The organism is Iodidimonas sp. MBR-22 (assembly GCF_029946565.1).
GTDB classification, from domain to species: Bacteria; Pseudomonadota; Alphaproteobacteria; order Sphingomonadales; family Rhodothalassiaceae; genus Iodidimonas; species Iodidimonas nitroreducens.
Window position 1 is genome coordinate 70,657 of record NZ_JARKVQ010000014.1, and the last position, 16,693, is coordinate 87,349.

A 16,693-nucleotide genomic window follows, 5' to 3' on the forward strand; every position below is an offset into this window, starting at 1 on the left:
TCAACCCAATCGGGCGCCATTGGGAACCACCCGATCCGGCACCGCCAGAATGACCGATCCATCGTCATGATAAAGGCCGGTGACCAAACATTCCGACATCATCGGGCCGATCTGCTTGGCCGGGAAATTCACCACCCCCAAAATCTGCCGACCGACCAGAGTTTCCGGCTGATAATGATCGGTGATCTGGGCACTGGTTTTTCTCAGGCCGATCCGGGGCCCGAAATCGATCAACAGCTTATAGGCGGGCTTTTTGGCCTCGGGGAAGGCTTCGGCCTTGATGATCGTTCCGGCGCGTAGCTCCACAGCCATGAATTGATCCCAGCTCAGGCTCGGTTCAGCCATTGGTCAGTGCCTTTCTCGTCATTTCGTTTCTTGTTGATTTCCTGTGTTTGAGGTCTGATCATCCTCAAATATCTTCTGCCATAGTCTAGCTTTAACTGCCGTCTGGGGACAAGGAAACAAACATGCCGCAGCCTTCAAACAAGTCTGATCCCGCTGGGACAGGATTTCCGCGCCACCGCTTTCTGGCTTCAGCCATGCGGTTTTTGGCATTGCCGGTTTTTTTCTGCGGTTTCATCACGATGGCGGTGGCGCAGGATTGGCCCTATCCCGGCGATATTCCCGATGTGGGGCCGGTGGCACCGGGATTGGCGGGGGAAAACCCCACCGATATCGTGCGATATTTAATGGTGCGCGGCATTGGCGGGGCGGCTTTGTCGCCGGATGGAAAAACCCTTGCTTTTACCAGCACGGTCACGGGCATCCCCCAGATATGGACGGTGCCAGCCAAAGGAGGCTGGCCGCATCAGATCACCTTTGGCGCGGCGGTCACCGCATTTCATTGGCTGCCGCCATCCGATGAGGAAGGGCCATCCCTTCTTTATGCGGCAGACCGCAATGGCGATGAGCGCGAAGCCTATTGGCAGATCAGTGCCGATGGCCGAGCCGAAAGGCAGATTCTCGACCATTCTGATGCCTATCGCAATTTTGGCAGCTTCTCGCCGGATGGCAAGCGCTTCATCTATGCTTCAACCGCACGGAATGGCACGGATTTCGATCTTTATGTGGCCAATCGCCTGACCGGTGAAAGCCGCATGGTGCATCAGGGTCGCTTTGGCTTTTATGCCGGGCCGTGGCAGCCGGGTGGATCGTCGGTAATCATTTCTGAAACCCGGGGCGAGGATGGCAATGATCTGCACCTATTGAATGTGGATGATGGGGCCTTTCAAACCCTGTTTAGCCCTGAAATCAGCGCTTATTATGGCACATTTCAATGGCGACCGGATGGCGCGGGTTTTTATCTGATCAGCGATCATGAGCGGAATTTCAAAGGCCTTGCCTATTATGATCTGGCCTCAAGATCGCTCGATTGGATCGAAACGCCCGATCATGATGTGGATGATCTGGCGCTGTCCCATGATGGGCGCTATCTGATCTGGACCGTGAATGACGGCGGCACTTCAAAGCTTTATGCGCGGGATCTGGCGCAAAACGAAATGATCGAGTCTCCGGCTTTGCCCGCCGGGGTTTATGGCATTGATTTTGCCGATCGGGCTTCGGTTTTGTCGGTTCGGGTCTCGGCTCCCGATATTCCGGGTGCAGTTTATAGCTGGTCGCTTCCGGATGGGGCTTTTGCCCATGCCGCCCGTGCCGAATTGGCGGGTATCGATCCCAGAACGCTGGTGGTCCCGCAATCGGTTTATTTCAAGGCCCGGGATGGGGTTATGCTGCATGGGCTTTTATATCTGCCGGCAAAAAGCCCGGATGGCGTGAAACCACCCGTGGTGATTGATGTGCATGGCGGGCCAACGGCGCAGGCCCGGCCCACATTTTCGGGCGTGACACAATATCTTTTGGGCCGTGGTGTTGCGGTTCTGGATGTGAATGTGCGCGGCTCAACCGGCTTTGGGAAACACTATGCCCGGCTGGATAACCAAAGAAAGCGCCCGGACTCCGTGCGGGATCTGGTGGATGCTTTGGCCTTTTTAAAAGAAGATGGCAGGGTCGATGCGGATCGCGCTGCGGTGATGGGTGGCTCTTATGGGGGCTATATGGTGAATGCCGTTTTGGGCAGCTATCCCGATGCCTTCAAGGCCGGAGTGTCTTTTGTTGGGGTCTCCGATTGGGTGCGGGCGTTGGAAGAAGCCTCACCGGCATTAAAGGCATCGGATCGGCTGGAATATGGTGATATCAACGATCCCGATGATCGCGCCTTTTTTGCGGAATTATCGCCCATCAGCCGGGCTGATCAGATCAAGGTGCCGATGTTTGTGCAGCATGGCGCCAATGATCCCCGCGATCCGGTCACCGAATCCGACAGGCTGGTAAAAGCCCTGCGCGCCAATGGATTGCCGGTTATCTATATGCGCTTTCCCGATGAAGGCCATGGGGTGCGCAAACTTAATAATCGGGTGGCCCTTTATCGCGCTGTGGCCCAATTTCTGGAGCAGCATCTAGGCGTAGAATGATCCCGTAAAGGGCGAGCCCGCCCATAAAAAGGGCAGGCTGATATTTTAATGCAGGGATTGATTGGAAGGTCGCGCCCCGCGTTTTTCGGGCATGCCCAGATGCGCGAAGGACAGGATTTTATAGGCAAGCTTGGCAGCCAGAAAATCACAGCCATGCAAATTGGGTCGGGGTGCCAGTTCATTGATATCGGCCCCGATGATATCGCCCACATCAGCCGCCTTGCGGATGATCGCCATCACATCATCCCAAAACAGGCCGCCCGGTTCCGGGGTGCCGGTCGCAGGCATCACCGAACCATCGAAACCATCCAGATCAAAGGTCAGATAAATCGGCCGGTCGCGCAAGGGCTCGATGATTTTATCCAATGTCCATAGGGCTTTATCTTTTGCCCAATGGATATGGATGCGATCACGATTATCTTCATAAAAGCCGATTTCGCTTTGCGAGATATTCCTGATTCCCACCGAAACGACCTCCGCCGAGGGATCATCGAGAATCCGGCGAATGGCCGAAGCATGGCTGAATTTTTCCCCATTATAGCCATCGCGCAGATCGGCATGGGCATCGAAATGCAAAACCACCAGATCGGGAACCTGTTCCAGAAATGGCCGGATCGCCCCCGGAGTAATGGAATGTTCGCCCCCGAACACCATGGGAAAACGATCCTGGGATAAAATCTCGCCGGTGATGGCGGCCAGCTGATCCAGTGCCTTTTCAACGGGTTTCTCGATTTTCGGCGGCTCCAGGGTCGCCACCCCATAATGATGCACGGGCTCGAACCAGAATTCTTCGTCAAAAAGCTCCACCTCATGGCTGGCATCAAGCATGGCTTGCGGCCCCTTTGCGGTGCCCCCTTCATAGGAAACGGTGGCTTCCAGCCCAAAGGGAACGATCACCGCCCGGGCTTCTTCGGGGGGTGGGCTGTTTTCGCTGTCAAGACCAAGAAATCCGTCTTCCGACGAAAGATAGCGAAGATCTGTCATGAATATGGTCCTTTCAGCATGGGGCTATCGGAGCGCAAGGGCGAGGCTTTTGGCCGCGCGCGCTTTCTATTACAAAGCCGGGGATGGGTCCAGCCTTAGAAACCTTTATCAGGGATGCTAAGGCCCAAAAACACACAAACCACGCCGGGGCATCCGCTGATGTCCCGCGCATGGCTTGAGATGAAAGAGTGCCGCCGTGATTATTCGGCCGCATCTTTCAGGCTTTGGCGCTTGGCATCGATGCGCTGTTCTGCCAGTTCATTGGCAATCCTGCCCGTGGGCTGTTGCTTTTGATCGCTGGTTTCAAAAACCTCGATCAGGGTCTCGGCGATCCGGGCGATTTTTTTGGACCGCTCATGATGGTCGAGATGTTCTTGATAAACCTCTGATTCTACGGAGATGATCCCGCCGGCATTGATGATATAATCGGGGGCATATAAAATGCCGCGCTTTTGCAGGGCGATATCATCCGCCACTTCATCATCGAGCACATTATTGGCAGCGCCAGCGATGATTTTGGCGTTGATCTGCGGGATGGTTTTGGCATTCAAAACCCCACCCAAAGCGCAAGGGGCGAAAATATCGGCATCCACGGCATGGATTTTTTGCACATCCACCACCTCCGCCTGGCCAGCAGCCAAAACACGCTCGATATTTTCCTTCACGATATCGGCAATGATGATCTTCGCCCCGGCTTCACGCAGATGCATGGCGAGATCACGGCCTACATTGCCCACACCCTGAATGGCAACGCTTAAGCCTTTTAAATCCTTGCGGCCGAGCTTATATTTTGCTGCGGCCTCGATCCCGGCGAAAACCCCCAAAGCGGTATGCGGCGAAGGATCGCCTGTGGCAAAATCGCCGCTTTCAAGCCCCACCACATAATTGCTGGTTTGATGGATGATTTCCATATCCTGCGGCTTTGTGCCCACATCTTCGGCGGTATAATATCGGCCGCCCAAACGGGTCAGATGCTCGCCGAATTTTCTGAGCAATTCCGGTGTCTTGATGCTTTTGGGATCGCCGATGATCACCGATTTACCACCGCCGATCCGCAGCCCGGCCATGGCGTTTTTATAGCTCATACCGCGCGAAAGCCGCAAAACATCAAACACCGCATCTTCTTCGGCACGCTTTTGCGCCACTTCAAGGGAAGCCCCGCGATGGGCGGCGGCATAATCCCAAAAACGGCAGCCCCCCACCGCTGGCCCAAGCACTGTGGAATGAATGGCGATGATCGCCTGCAATCCGGTGACCGGATCGCTGCAAAAAACCACCTGTTCATGTTTATTGAAGGCGCGTGTGGAAAAAACAGGCATGAGATATCCTTTTAAACTAGAGAGCACAGAAGCTTTATCTGTTGCGTCTTAACGATTGGTTGTGGGCCGACACATTATTGCGCCGCCATGATTTCAGGGTTTTTGATCGTGGGATCGTTGAACCGATCCAGCAATTCCGCTTTCTTCTTGAGCATCAGTTCGACGCTATCTTCCTTCACCGGGCCAAATCCACGAACCATATCGGGCAGGGCGGCAAGGGCTATGGCACAATCGAGATTATCCGCCTGCAAGCGTGGCAGAATATGGGCCAGCATGGCTTCATAATCGGCGATCAATTGGCGTTCCATCTTGCGATCGGCGCTATAGCCAAAGGGATCGAAAGGCGTGCCGCGCAGGCCCTTCAATTTGGCCAAAAGCCTGAAGGCGGGTAGCATCCATGGCCCGAATTCGGTTTTTTTGGGCCTGCCGGTGCGCGGATCGATCTTTGAAAATAAGGGCGGGGCCATATGAAAGCTCAAGCGCACATCGCCCTCGAATTGCGCTTTCAGGCGCTTTTCAAAATCGCCCGAGGCATAAAGCCGCGCCACTTCATATTCATCCTTATAGGCCAAGAGCTTGAAATAATTATGGATGACCGCCTTGGTCAGGGCCTGATGATCGGCGCCGATCTTGTGCTCGGCGGCCCGCACATCCTCCACCATCGCGCGATAGCGGGCGGCCAGTTTTTTATCCTGATAGTTTTCCAGAAAATGTTCGCGATAGCTTTGGGCTTCATCAAGATTTTTCGCGTGAAAGCGATCCGCCTCGCGATCAAAGGGAGCCACCAGCTTTTCGATCAGCGCCAGATCATGGGCGGCGGCGCGGCCCCAATGCAGGGTCCGCAGATTATTGTCGATGGCCACTTTATTCAGTGTGATGGCCTCCTTGATGCTGTCGAGGCTCAGCGGGATCAGCCCCTTTTGCCAAGCATAGCCCAGAATGAACATATTGGTGGCGATGGAATCCCCCATCAGGGCCGTGGCCAGCCCGGTGGCGGGCAGGGGAAAGCGGCCATCTTTCATCGTGCGGGCGGCAATCGCCTTTTGCACGGCCAGTTCCTTGAAATCGAGATCGCGATTGCGCACGAAATCGGCCACCGGGGTGAGGGTGGTGTTGATCACCGCGCGGGTGCGTTCTTCTGAAAGGGCGGTTTGCGCATCTTTGCCTGATGCCACCACGCTATCGCAGGCAAGCAACAGATTGGCACCGCCGGTGATGATCTTGGCGCTGGCTTCGCGATCCTGTTCCGCAAATAAGCGGATATGCGAAAGCACCGCTCCGCCTTTTTGCGCCAATCCGGCCATATCGAGAACCGAACAGCCCTTGCCTTCCAGATGCGCGGCCATCCCCAAAAGGGCACCAATGGTCAGCACCCCGGTACCGCCAATGCCGGTCACCAGAATATTATAGCTTTCTTCCAATGCGGGCACCTTTGGCATGGGCACATCAGGCAGATCGGTTTCCTTGCCGCCCGCTTTCGATTTCTTGAGCTGGCCGCCCTTCACCGTCACGAATGAGGGGCAAAAACCCTTGAGACAGGAGAAATCCTTGTTGCAGGTGGATTGATTGATCTGCCGCTTGCGCCCCAATTCGGTCTCCAAAGGCTCAACCGACACGCAATTGGATTGCACCGAGCAATCGCCGCAGCCTTCACAAACCTGATCATTGATGATCACCCGTTTGTCGGGATCTTCCATTTTGCCGCGTTTCCGGCGGCGACGCTTTTCGGCAGCGCAGGTCTGATCATAGATGATCGCCGTTACGCCGTTCATCTCGCGCATTTCATATTGCAGGTTCATCAATTGATCGCGCTCATGCACCTCCACATCGGGAGGCAGGGCGGCTTTGGCATAGATTTCAGGGCGTTCCGAGGCAATCGCCACGCGCCCCACACCTTCGGCCACAAGCTGCGCGGCAATCTGCGGCACGCTTAAATGCCCTTCGGCTTCCTGGCCGCCGGTCATCGCCACGGCATCGTTATAAAGCAGCTTATAGGTGATATTCACCTTGGCCGCCACCGAAGCGCGAATGGCCAATATGCCGGAATGGGAATAGGTGCCATCGCCCAGATTGGCGAAAATATGCTTTTCTTTGGTGAAATGATGGGTGCCGATCCATGGCGTGCCTTCCCCACCCATCTGGGTAAAGGTTTCATTATGGCGATCCATATTGATGGCCATGATATGACAGCCGATCCCCGCCAAAGCGCGGCTGCCCTCGGGAAGCCGGGTCGAGCTGTTATGCGGGCAGCCCGAACAGAAAAACGGCGTGCGCGCGGTTTCGGGCTCATAGGCTTCGGCAGCGGATTTCCGGGCTTCAAACCATGCGAGGCGATCCCGGATCAGCGGAGTGTTGTGGAAATGCGCAAGCCTTGAAGCAATGGCATGAGAAACAAGGGAAATATCCAACTCATTATCGGGGGATAAAAGCCAGCGGCCCTTGTCATCATGCTTGCCAACGATGCGCGGGCGGGCGCTTTCCTTCCAGTTATAAAGCTGCTGCATGAGCTGATATTCGATCATCTCACGCTTTTCTTCCACCACCAGAACCTCTTCAAGGCCCTCGGCGAAAGCGCGGGCGCCTTGGGGTTCCAATGGCCAGACCATGCCCACCTTGTAAAGCCGCAGGCCGATCTCGCTGGCGACCTCTTTGGTGATGCCCATTTCATGGAGGGCCTGGCACACATCGAGATAAGCCTTGCCCGATGCAATGATCCCAAAGCGCGGATTGGGGCTATCCAGAACGACTTTATCGATCTGATTGGCTCGGGCAAAAGCATGGGCGGCAAAGCCCTTATAGCGTTGCAAGCGGGTATCCTGACCCCGCCATGGATCGGGCCAGCGGATATGCAGGCCGCCTTGGGGCATTTCGAAATCGGTGGGCAGGATGATCGAGCGCTTTTCGCCTTCAAGATCAATCGAAGCCGATGTTTCGGCGGTATCGGATGTGGTTTTAAAGGCGACCCAGGCCCCGGTATAGCGCGACATGGCGAGGCCCAGAAGCCCGAATTCAACGAATTCCCGCACGCCCGCAGGATAAAGCACCGGCATCATCGCCGACATGAAATCATGCTCGGTCTGGTGGGGCAGGGTCGATGATTTGGCCGCATGATCATCGCCGGCGATGGCCAGCACGCCCCCATGTTCCATGGTGCCCGCGGCGTTCGCGTGCTTGAACACATCCATGGAGCGATCGACACCGGGGCCCTTGCCATACCAGATGCCGAAAACGCCATCATAAAGGCCCTGACCCGCCAGATTGGATTGCTGGCTTCCCCAGACCGAGGTGGCGGCCAGATCTTCATTGAGGCCGGGCTCGAAATGAACATGGAGGGGTTCAAGATAGGATTTCGCGCGCATCAATTCCATATCATAGGTGCCAAGCGGCGATCCGCGATAACCCGAGATGAAGCCCGCGGTATTAAGCCCGGCCTCGATATCGCGCCAGCGCTGCACGATCGGCAGGCGCACCAGCGCCTGAATCCCGGTCATATAAGCGCGGCCCGATCTGAGCTGATATTTATCGTCGAGCGTGACTTTTTGCATGAACATCTGCAGACCCCGGATCAATATGCGCTGCGCCCTCTTTCAGCCTTGCGGCCCGATGCGGGGCCAAAGACTGAACGGGCGTTCTATCAAGGTCCTATTATGACATGCATTGATCGTAATGAGCTTTCGTTCTTGGGGGGGATTTTGCGCAATAATGCATCACAAAGACGCAATAATTGAAATTTAGGGCACTGCAAAAGAAATCCCCCCCCCGAGGCGCGGGGGGGATCAATGAGCTTATTTCGCCTTTACCTTCACATAGCGGCCGGGGGCATCTTCGATGGGCGGGAACTGATCGCTGCCGGGATCACGCGCCGGGATTTTCGGTCCGCTGTATTTTTCCAGCCATTGCAGCCAATCCGGCCACCATGAGCCGGGGGTTTCAATGGCTTTCGAGGTAAACTCATCAAGGCTTTTGGGCAGCTTTCCCGATTTGGTCCAATATTGGTACTTTTTGGCATCGGGCGGATTGACGACACCGGCAATATGGCCTGATCCCGCCAGCACAAAGCGCTGCGGCCCGGCCAGAATGCCGGTGATTTTATAAACCGATTGTGGCGGCGCGATATGATCTTCGCGCCCGGCCTGAATATAGGCTGGCGTTTTGATGCGCCTGAGATCGATGGATTCTCCGGCCAATGTCAGCCCGCCGGGTTTGACCAGCGCATTCTCATAATACATGGCGCGCAGATATTGCGCGTGCACCCCGGCGGCCAGATTGGTGCTGTCGGAATTCCAGTATAAAAGATCAAAGGGGAAGGGCTCTTTGCCCAGCAGATAATTATTGACCACAAAGGACCAGATCAGATCATTGGATCGCAGCATATTGAAGGTGCCCGCCATGGCGCTGGCATCCAGATAGCCTTTTTTCTGCATCCGGCGCGACAGGGCTTCAAGCTGATCTTCATCAACAAAGACCTTCAATTCACCGGCATCCTCGAAATCCACTTGGGCGGTGAAGAACGTTACGGAAGCGATCCGGTCGGCTTCCCCCCGCGCCTCGAGCCAGGCAAGGGTGGCGGCCAGAAGGGTTCCGGCAACGCAATAGCCGATGACATTGATCCCGCGCACGCCGGTGATTTTTTCAACCACCTCCAAAGCGCGCAATTGACCATCTTTCAGATAATCATCAAGGGTTTTGTCGCGCAGGCTGGCATCGGGGTTCACCCATGAAACCATGAACACCGTGATGCCCTGATCGACACACCATTTGACGAAGCTTTTTTGTGCCGTAAGGTCAAGGATATAGAATTTATTGATCCAGGGTGGAAAGATCAGCAGCGGCTTTTCATAAACCTCTTTGGTGTTGGGGCTATATTGAATGAGCTGGAACAAGTCGCATTCATAAACCACCTTGCCCGGGGTGACGGCCACATTGCGCCCCACCTCGAACGCTTTTTCATCGGTCATGGAAATTGAAAGATCGCCGCTGCCCCGTTCCAGATCATTGAGCAGATTTTCCAGGCCCTTGATCAGATTTTCGCCCCGGGTTTCCACCGTTGTTTGCAAGACTTCCGGATTGGTGAGGGCAAAATTGCTGGGGGAAAGGGCATCGATGAACTGGCGGGTGTAAAATTCTGTTTTTCGCTCGTCCTCAGGGGCGAGCCCTTCGGTTTCTTCAACCGCTTTATTGATATGGCGCGATGCCAGCAGATAGGATTGTTTGATGAAATCGAAAAGCTGATTTTCCGACCATTCCGGGTGTTTGAAGCGCTTATCGCCTTTTTCCGGCGCGATCACCGCCTCGGTTTCCGCCCCCATCATGCGCAGGGTCGCATTCTGCCATAGTTGCAGATAATCCTGGAACATGGCCATCTGGGTTTCCGCCAGACGGGCGGGATCGCTCATCATTTTTGCGGTCAGTTCAAAAAAGGAATCGCCGATATTGAGCGGGTCGATATCCTGATCCTGCTGGGCATCCTGCTGCTTTTTCAGCCATTCCTGAATCAGTTCCTGGGTGCGGGTAGCCACTTTCGCCATATTATCGGAATATGCCTGCCAGTCGGCCTGAGTAAGGGGGCTTTCCGGTGTTTTATCTGCAGCATGATCCGATTGCGTCATGGCCGTCTCCATCATCAGGGGTACGATATTGAAAAAGATTTAGAGGATGCTTTGTTTAGCCTTTTTATGAGATGTACGTTAATTCAAGATACCGTGCAATCAAAGCCCCCGGCTTTTCGAGGTCCGGCATTTTTTGGGTTTAAAGGGAACAGGGGATGAGGAAAAACCATGACAGATAAAGGCACGCTTGACCGGCAACTCGTTCTTGAAATGGTGCGTGTGACCGAAGCGGCGGCTATTGCTGCGGCCCAATGGCGCGGTTTGGGGCGGGAAAAAGAGGCCGATCAGGCAGCCGTTGAAACCATGCGGGCGGCGTTCAACAAGCTCTATATCGATGGCACCGTGGTGATTGGCGAGGGGGAGCGCGATGACGCCCCGATGCTGTTTATCGGCGAAAAAGTGGGTTTGGGGGGGGTGGCGGTTGATATCGCCCTCGATCCTTTGGAAGGCACTGGCCTCACTGCCCGCTGGGCCCCGGATTCCATGGCTGTTCTGGCCATTGCGGAAAAGGGCAATCTGCTCAATGCCCCTGATGTGTATATGGATAAGATCGCCATTGGCGGCGGCTATCCCCAAGGGCTGGTGGATCTGGATAAAAGCCCGACGGAGAATGTGAAGGCAATGGCGGCGGCTAAAAATGTTGCAGTCGGAGAGATCACCGTTTGCGTGCTTGATCGGCCGCGTCATGAAAAGCTGATCCATGAATTGCGGGCCATTGGGGTTCGGCTGCGCCTGATCCCCGATGGTGATATTGCCGGGGTCATCGCCACTACCGAACCCGATACCGCCATCGATCTTTATCTGGGCCAGGGGGGCGCCCCTGAAGGGGTGCTGGCCGCGGCAGCGCTTAATTGCGTGGGCGGGCAGTTTCAAGGACGGCTGGTTTTCCGCAATGACGATGAAAAGGAACGGGCGCAGCGCATCGGGATCACGGATCTTCATCGTAAATATCAGATGCATGAACTGGCCTGTGGCGATACCATTTTTGCCGCAACCGGTGTGACCGATGGCACGATGATGAAGGGGGTGAGTAAAACCCGGATCGGCTGGCGCACCCATTCTCTGGTGATGCGGGCTTCCACCCGCACGGTGCGTCATATCCGATCTGATCATATCAAGCATGAGATCAACCGCAATTGAGCACAAAACCCGGCATAAGCGCCGATGCCGCGCCCGCGCCTCATCAGGATGCCCTTTTGGGCGTCAGCCGTTCCTTGAGCGGGCGGCACTGGCGGCTCAGGCCCTGTGATGATCGTCTCGCTTTGCACTTGAGCCAGCGCCTCGAACTCGATGAAATCGTTGGGCGGGTGCTGGCGGGCCGGGGCATTGACATTGATGCGGCCGAGGCGTTTCTCCAGCCCGTTTTGCGCCAGAGCCTGCCTGATCCTTCGCGCTTTGCGGATATGGATGTGGCGGCCGATCGCGTGGCAAAAGCCATTATGGGTGGAGAAAAAATCGCGATTTTTGGCGATTATGATGTGGATGGGGCCACATCCTCCGCTTTGCTGTGGCGGTTTTTCGCTGCTGTGGGTGCGCTGGCGCGGATTTATATCCCGGATCGCCTGCGCGAGGGCTATGGCCCCAATGAGGCGGCTTTGCGGATTCTGGCGGATGAACAGACCCAAGTGGTCATCACTGTTGATTGCGGCACCTTGTCGTTCGAGCCTTTGCAGGCGGCGCAGGCCATGGGCCTTGATATGATCGTTGTTGATCATCATAAGGCCGAAAGCGCCTTGCCGCCTGCGGTGGCTGTGATCAATCCCAATCGCCTTGATGAAGATGGCACTTATGGGCAGCTTGCCGCTGTGGGGGTGAGCTTTCTTCTGGTGGTGGCGATCAATCGCGCTTTGCGCGCGGCGGGTTGGTATAGGGCGAGCCGACCTGAACCGGATCTGATGCAATGGCTGGATCTGGTGGCTTTGGGCACGGTGTGTGATGTGGTGCCGCTCACCGGGGTGAACAGGGCCTTTGTGGCGCAGGGATTGAAGGTGCTGGCCCGGCGGCACAATATCGGGCTGGCGGCGCTTGCTGATGTGGCGCGCATGGATCAGATGCCGGGGGTTTATCATCTGGGCTTTTTGCTGGGCCCTCGGGTGAATGCCGGTGGCCGGGTGGGCGAGGCTGATCTGGGGGCGCGGTTGCTGACCACCGATGATCCTGAAAAAGCCAGACACATGGCCGAGCAGCTTGATTTTCATAATACCGAACGCCAGGCGCTGGAAGCCGCGGTTGCCGATGAAGCCCTGGCCCAGGTGTTGAAAGAAAGCGCAGGCGGCGATCCCCATCCGCTGGTTTTTGCAGCAGGGCGGGGCTGGCATCCCGGGGTGATCGGGATTGTCGCCTCGCGGCTCACCGAACGCTTTGGCCGCCCCGCTTTCGTGATCGCCATCGATGATGCGGGCGAGGCGAAAGGCTCGGTGCGATCGATTCCCCATGTGGATATTGGTGCGGCGGTGATAGAAGCGATGCGGCTGGGCCATCTCGAAAAGGGCGGCGGCCATGCCATGGCGGCGGGTTTCAGCGCATCGGCGCAAAAGCTTCCGGCATTTCGTGATTTTCTGGAGCAATGGCTTTTGGCGCGGGTGGAAAAGGCCCGTGCGGGCCGCCTGCATGAGGTGGATTGTGTGCTCAGCCTGAAAGGGGCCAGCCTTGAATTGGTTACGGCTCTTGAACGCCTTGGCCCTTTTGGTATGGGCAATCCGGCGCCGCGTTTTGTTTTGCCCGATCTTGATCTGGTGCGCTGCGATGAAGTGGGCCGTGGCCATGTGCGCTGCATTTTCGCAGGCCGTGGGGGCGGGCGATTGAAGGCGATTGCCTTTCGCGCGGCCGATCAGGATCTGGGGGCGGCCCTTATGGGGGGGGTGGGCAAGCGCTTTCATCTGGCGGGAAAGCTCAAAATCGATGAATGGGGCATGACGCCAAAAATCGAAATGACCATCGATGATGCCGCCCTTGTTTAAGGATGGAGATCAGGCCTCATCTTGGGATATGCGCGCAAAAATCCGCGCATATTTGCACATGGGATCAAATATTTTTCGGATTTTGGCGAAGGGTGCTTGACGGATCATGCCTGCATTGTCTAAACACCGCTCCACGCAAGCCGCACGGCCCCTTCGTCTAGCGGTCTAGGACGTCGCCCTTTCACGGCGAAAACACGGGTTCGAGTCCCGTAGGGGTCACCATTTCCTGACATCATGAAATTATATTGAAATGCGCTTGGCTTGGCCAATAGCGGCAGGCTCTACAGCATATCAGACGCTATGCCCGATCATCAGCATTCGTCACTTTTTTCATCAGACGAAGGCGGATCTGCTTTTCGGTTTCGATGATCGCAAACAGCACCACGCCCATGCCGATGATCAGCAGACCATCCTTCAATGAGATGGGCTTTGTGGCAAAAACGGTTTGCATGAGCGGAAGATAGGTCAGAGCGAACTGCGCGACAGTAATAACGATGACCACTGTCCACACCATTCTGGTTCCGCGTATCGCCTTCCATGTCAGCGATGTTCCATAGATATTCCGGATGAAGAACAGGTGGAATATTTCCATCACCACCAGCGTATTAAGGGCGATGGTGCGGGCGAGTTCCAGCGCGTAACCTTGTTCGATGGCATAGTGATACATGCCGAATACGCCGCAAAGAAACAGGATCGAGACGAGCACGATATGCCAGATCAGTCCGCCGGTCAGCAGCGGTTGATCACGCGGGCGCGGCGGACGGCGCATGGTATTTTCTTCCGTCGGCTCGAAGGCAAGCGCGATGCCCAGGGTTACAGTGGTGATCAGATTGACCCATAAAATCTGGACCGGGGTTATCGGCAGGGTCATCCCCGCCAATAAAGCGACGATGATGGTCATCGCTTCGCCCGCACTGGTTGGTAGTGTCCAGCTGATGACCTTTTTGATATTGTCGTAAACAGTGCGGCCTTCGCGCACGGCGGCGGCGATGGAAACGAAATTATCATCCGCCAGCACTAGATCCGCTGCCTCCTTGGCCGCTTCACTGCCTTTCATCCCCATGGCGATGCCCGCATCCGCGCGTTTCAGGGCGGGTGCATCATTCACGCCATCTCCGGTCATTGCCACGGTCAAGCCATGGGATTGCAGCGCCATCACCAATCGCAGCTTATGTTCCGGGCTGGTCCGGGCGAAAATGTCGCAATCCAGAACGGCCTGATGTAGCGTGGCATCATCCATGTCGTCGAGATTGTGCCCGCTCAAAACCTGTTCGGGGTTTTTCAGGCCAATCTGCTTGGCAATCGCGGCGGCCGTTTGTGCATGGTCGCCGGTGATCATTTTCACCCGGATGCCGGCTTGATGGCAGTCTTCGACGGCGGCTATCGCCTCAGCACGCGGCGGGTCGATCATGCCCGTCATGCCCAAAAGCGTGAGCGTGCCTTCAACATCTTTATGGTCAAGCGCTTTATGGTCGGCTTCCACCGGCCTGATGGCAAAGGCAAGCACGCGTTGTCCGAGCGCCGCGATGGAACAGGCTTTCTCATGCCAGTCATCGATCGCCAGCGCTTCCGTTTCGCCATCCGTGCCGCGCTGATCCCGGCACATGGCCAGAATTTTTTCCGGTGCGCCTTTGACGAAAATGAAGGCTCGGCCTTCATCGTCATGATTAAGGGTCGCCATGAAGCGGTGCTTGGCATCGAAGGGGATGATGCCGGTGCGTGTCCACAGGGCCTGTGTCCTGCTGATATCTTGATCCATTTTTCCGGCGAAGGCGAGGAGTGCCCCCTCCATCGGGTCGCCCTCCACCATCCATGCGCCTTCCTGCTGACGCAGGATCGCATCATTGCACAGGGCCGCCGCACGGCCGAGTTCTGAAAGCAGGGCATGGTCGGATGGCTTTACCTGCGCATCCAGCAGCTTGAGTGCCCCCATGGGCGCATAGCCTTCACCTTCCAAAGTGAAGAGATGCCGACCGGTCAGGATAGAGGCCACCATCATTTCATTGCGGGTGAGGGTGCCGGTTTTATCGGTGCAGATAACGGAAACCGACCCCAAAGTTTCAATCGCTGGCAAATGCCGGACAATGGCATTGCGGCGCGCCATGGCCTGAACGCCGATGGCCAGCGTGATGGTTAGCACGGCGGGCAATCCTTCGGGAATCGCGGCAACTGAGAGCCCGACCACCGCCATGAATGTCTCCGTGAACTCATGGCGGCTGACAAAATAGCCATATACTAGGAGAAGTCCGGCAATCAGCAGAATGAAGAGGGTCAGCCATTTGGCAAAAACAGCCATCTGCGCCACGAGGGGCGTGGTCAGCGTTTCAACATTTGACAGCAGCCCGCTGATGCGCCCGATTTCGGTTTGGCTGCCGGTGCCAACGACCACGCCTTTTCCCTGCCCGGTCGTGACCAGGGTACCGGAAAATGCCATGCATGATCGGTCTCCCAAGGCAGCATTTTCAGCAACCGGCTTTATATGTTTCTCAACGGGTACGGATTCACCGGTCAGGATAGCTTCCTGCACCGCCATGCCATGCGCGGCCAAAAGGCGCAGATCAGCGGGCACTTTGTCTCCGGCTTCAAGCAAGACAATATCACCGGGAACGAGGTGATCGCCTTTGATGCTGTGGCGTTCCCCATCGCGGAGCACAGTGGCGTGGGGGGCGAGCATATGGCGAATGGCATCCATCGCCTTTTCTGCCTTGCCTTCCTGAATGAAGCCGATCAGGGCATTGGCAAGGACCACGGCCAGAATGACGCATGTATCGATCCAATGGCCGAGCGCTGCTGTCAGCACCGCAGAGCCAAGGAGCACATAGATCAGAAGATGGTGAAATTGCTTTAGAAAGCGCAGGAAGCCGTTTTGCCGGGCGCCTTCAGGCAGCCGGTTCGGGCCATATTTCGCCAGCCGCTCTGTCGCCTCGGTTTCAGAAAGGCCGCCCGCCTGCGTCTCAAGGCGGTCGAGCGATTCCTTGGTTGTTAAGATGTGCCATGATGGCTGGCGCTGATCCGCATTTGGCATAGTCATCGATCCCCCATGCAATCAAGATGCTTTCACCGGCGAGAAGCAGATTGTGGATATTGTGCCAAAAAAGCCTCATCATGAAGAGGCCAGCATGCACCAAAAACCAGTGATGGCCTAGAGCGATTTCAAGCGGGGTGGGATCACGGAGCGGCAAGGAAATCGCGTCCAAATGCTCTAGGGAAATGAGCAAAATCAATGATGCGCAGCGCGACGCGGCGCGATGACGGACGTCTTTCCCCCGCCACCCCGGGCTTGACCCACTGCTGTCCGGTTTAAATTCACTGCCATTGCAGCACCATTTGGTTCGTGTTTTCCGGTGGGC

Annotated in this window: 10 protein-coding genes and 1 tRNA gene; 4 read left to right on the forward strand and 7 right to left on the reverse strand. The window is 56.2% G+C overall.

Annotated elements, in window-relative coordinates; translation table 11 throughout:
• Positions 1-345 carry a tRNA-binding protein gene (locus QK300_RS11095; protein WP_281301701.1) on the reverse strand — a complete coding sequence of 115 codons (345 nt, stop codon included), beginning with the start codon at positions 343-345 and terminating at the stop codon, positions 1-3.
• Positions 346-467: 122 nt separating this feature from the next.
• Between QK300_RS11095 and QK300_RS11100 the strand changes: the two genes are divergently transcribed.
• Positions 468-2,471, forward strand: coding sequence for a S9 family peptidase (locus tag QK300_RS11100; protein WP_281301700.1), 2,004 nt, complete (start codon positions 468-470; stop codon positions 2,469-2,471).
• A gap of 45 nt (positions 2,472-2,516) precedes the next feature.
• On the opposite strand, the gene speB is transcribed toward QK300_RS11100, so the two are convergent.
• The 4 genes from speB to phaC all read right to left on the reverse strand — a co-directional run bounded on the left by speB (position 2,517) and on the right by phaC (position 10,383).
• A complete protein-coding gene (gene speB, locus QK300_RS11105) occupies positions 2,517-3,455 on the reverse strand; it encodes an agmatinase (RefSeq protein ID WP_042084718.1) in 939 nt (312 codons plus the stop codon).
• Positions 3,456-3,655: 200 nt separating this feature from the next.
• Positions 3,656-4,774, reverse strand: coding sequence for a Glu/Leu/Phe/Val dehydrogenase (locus QK300_RS11110; protein WP_281301699.1), 1,119 nt, complete (start codon positions 4,772-4,774; stop codon positions 3,656-3,658).
• A 74-nt stretch (positions 4,775-4,848) separates the two neighbouring features.
• A complete protein-coding gene (locus QK300_RS11115) occupies positions 4,849-8,325 on the reverse strand; it encodes an indolepyruvate ferredoxin oxidoreductase family protein (RefSeq protein WP_281301698.1) in 3,477 nt (1,158 codons plus the stop codon).
• A gap of 234 nt (positions 8,326-8,559) precedes the next feature.
• The gene (phaC, locus tag QK300_RS11120) at positions 8,560-10,383 is read right to left on the reverse strand and encodes a class I poly(R)-hydroxyalkanoic acid synthase (RefSeq protein ID WP_281301697.1); all 1,824 of its coding nucleotides are present in this window, start codon (positions 10,381-10,383) and stop codon (positions 8,560-8,562) included.
• A 168-nt stretch (positions 10,384-10,551) separates the two neighbouring features.
• Between phaC and glpX the strand changes: the two genes are divergently transcribed.
• The 3 genes from glpX to QK300_RS11135 all read left to right on the forward strand — a co-directional run bounded on the left by glpX (position 10,552) and on the right by QK300_RS11135 (position 13,565).
• The gene (gene glpX, locus QK300_RS11125) at positions 10,552-11,523 is read left to right on the forward strand and encodes a class II fructose-bisphosphatase (RefSeq protein ID WP_281301696.1); all 972 of its coding nucleotides are present in this window, start codon (positions 10,552-10,554) and stop codon (positions 11,521-11,523) included.
• Entirely contained in the window at positions 11,520-13,343 is a 1,824-nt protein-coding gene (gene recJ, locus QK300_RS11130) for a single-stranded-DNA-specific exonuclease RecJ (RefSeq protein ID WP_281301695.1), read from the forward strand. The genes glpX and recJ overlap by 4 nt, the downstream gene beginning before the upstream one ends.
• Positions 13,344-13,489: 146 nt before the next feature.
• Positions 13,490-13,565 (forward strand) — tRNA-Glu (locus QK300_RS11135).
• 76 nt (positions 13,566-13,641) lie between these two features.
• Here QK300_RS11135 and QK300_RS11140 read toward each other — a convergent pair.
• Both QK300_RS11140 and QK300_RS11145 read right to left on the reverse strand, forming a co-directional pair.
• A complete protein-coding gene (locus QK300_RS11140; RefSeq protein ID WP_348651883.1) occupies positions 13,642-16,368 on the reverse strand; it encodes a cation-transporting P-type ATPase in 2,727 nt (908 codons plus the stop codon).
• Positions 16,298-16,693: hypothetical protein (locus tag QK300_RS11145; protein WP_281301693.1), on the reverse strand; the 396-nt coding region annotated here is incomplete at its 5' end. The genes QK300_RS11145 and QK300_RS11140, both read right to left, overlap by 71 nt.

Bases quoted from the DNA above. Each gene is read 5' to 3' on its own strand.
- speB (WP_042084718.1), bottom strand. From the start codon at position 3,455: ATGACAGATCTTCGCTATCTTTCGTCGGAAGACGGATTTCTTGGTCTT.
- QK300_RS11140 (WP_348651883.1), bottom strand. From the start codon at position 16,368: ATGCCAAATGCGGATCAGCGCCAGCCATCATGGCACATCTTAACAACC.
- QK300_RS11095 (WP_281301701.1), bottom strand. From the start codon at position 345: ATGGCTGAACCGAGCCTGAGCTGGGATCAATTCATGGCTGTGGAGCTA.
- QK300_RS11110 (WP_281301699.1), bottom strand. From the start codon at position 4,774: ATGCCTGTTTTTTCCACACGCGCCTTCAATAAACATGAACAGGTGGTT.
- phaC (WP_281301697.1), bottom strand. From the start codon at position 10,383: ATGACGCAATCGGATCATGCTGCAGATAAAACACCGGAAAGCCCCCTT.
- QK300_RS11115 (WP_281301698.1), bottom strand. From the start codon at position 8,325: ATGTTCATGCAAAAAGTCACGCTCGACGATAAATATCAGCTCAGATCG.
- QK300_RS11100 (WP_281301700.1), top strand. From the start codon at position 468: ATGCCGCAGCCTTCAAACAAGTCTGATCCCGCTGGGACAGGATTTCCG.
- glpX (WP_281301696.1), top strand. From the start codon at position 10,552: ATGACAGATAAAGGCACGCTTGACCGGCAACTCGTTCTTGAAATGGTG.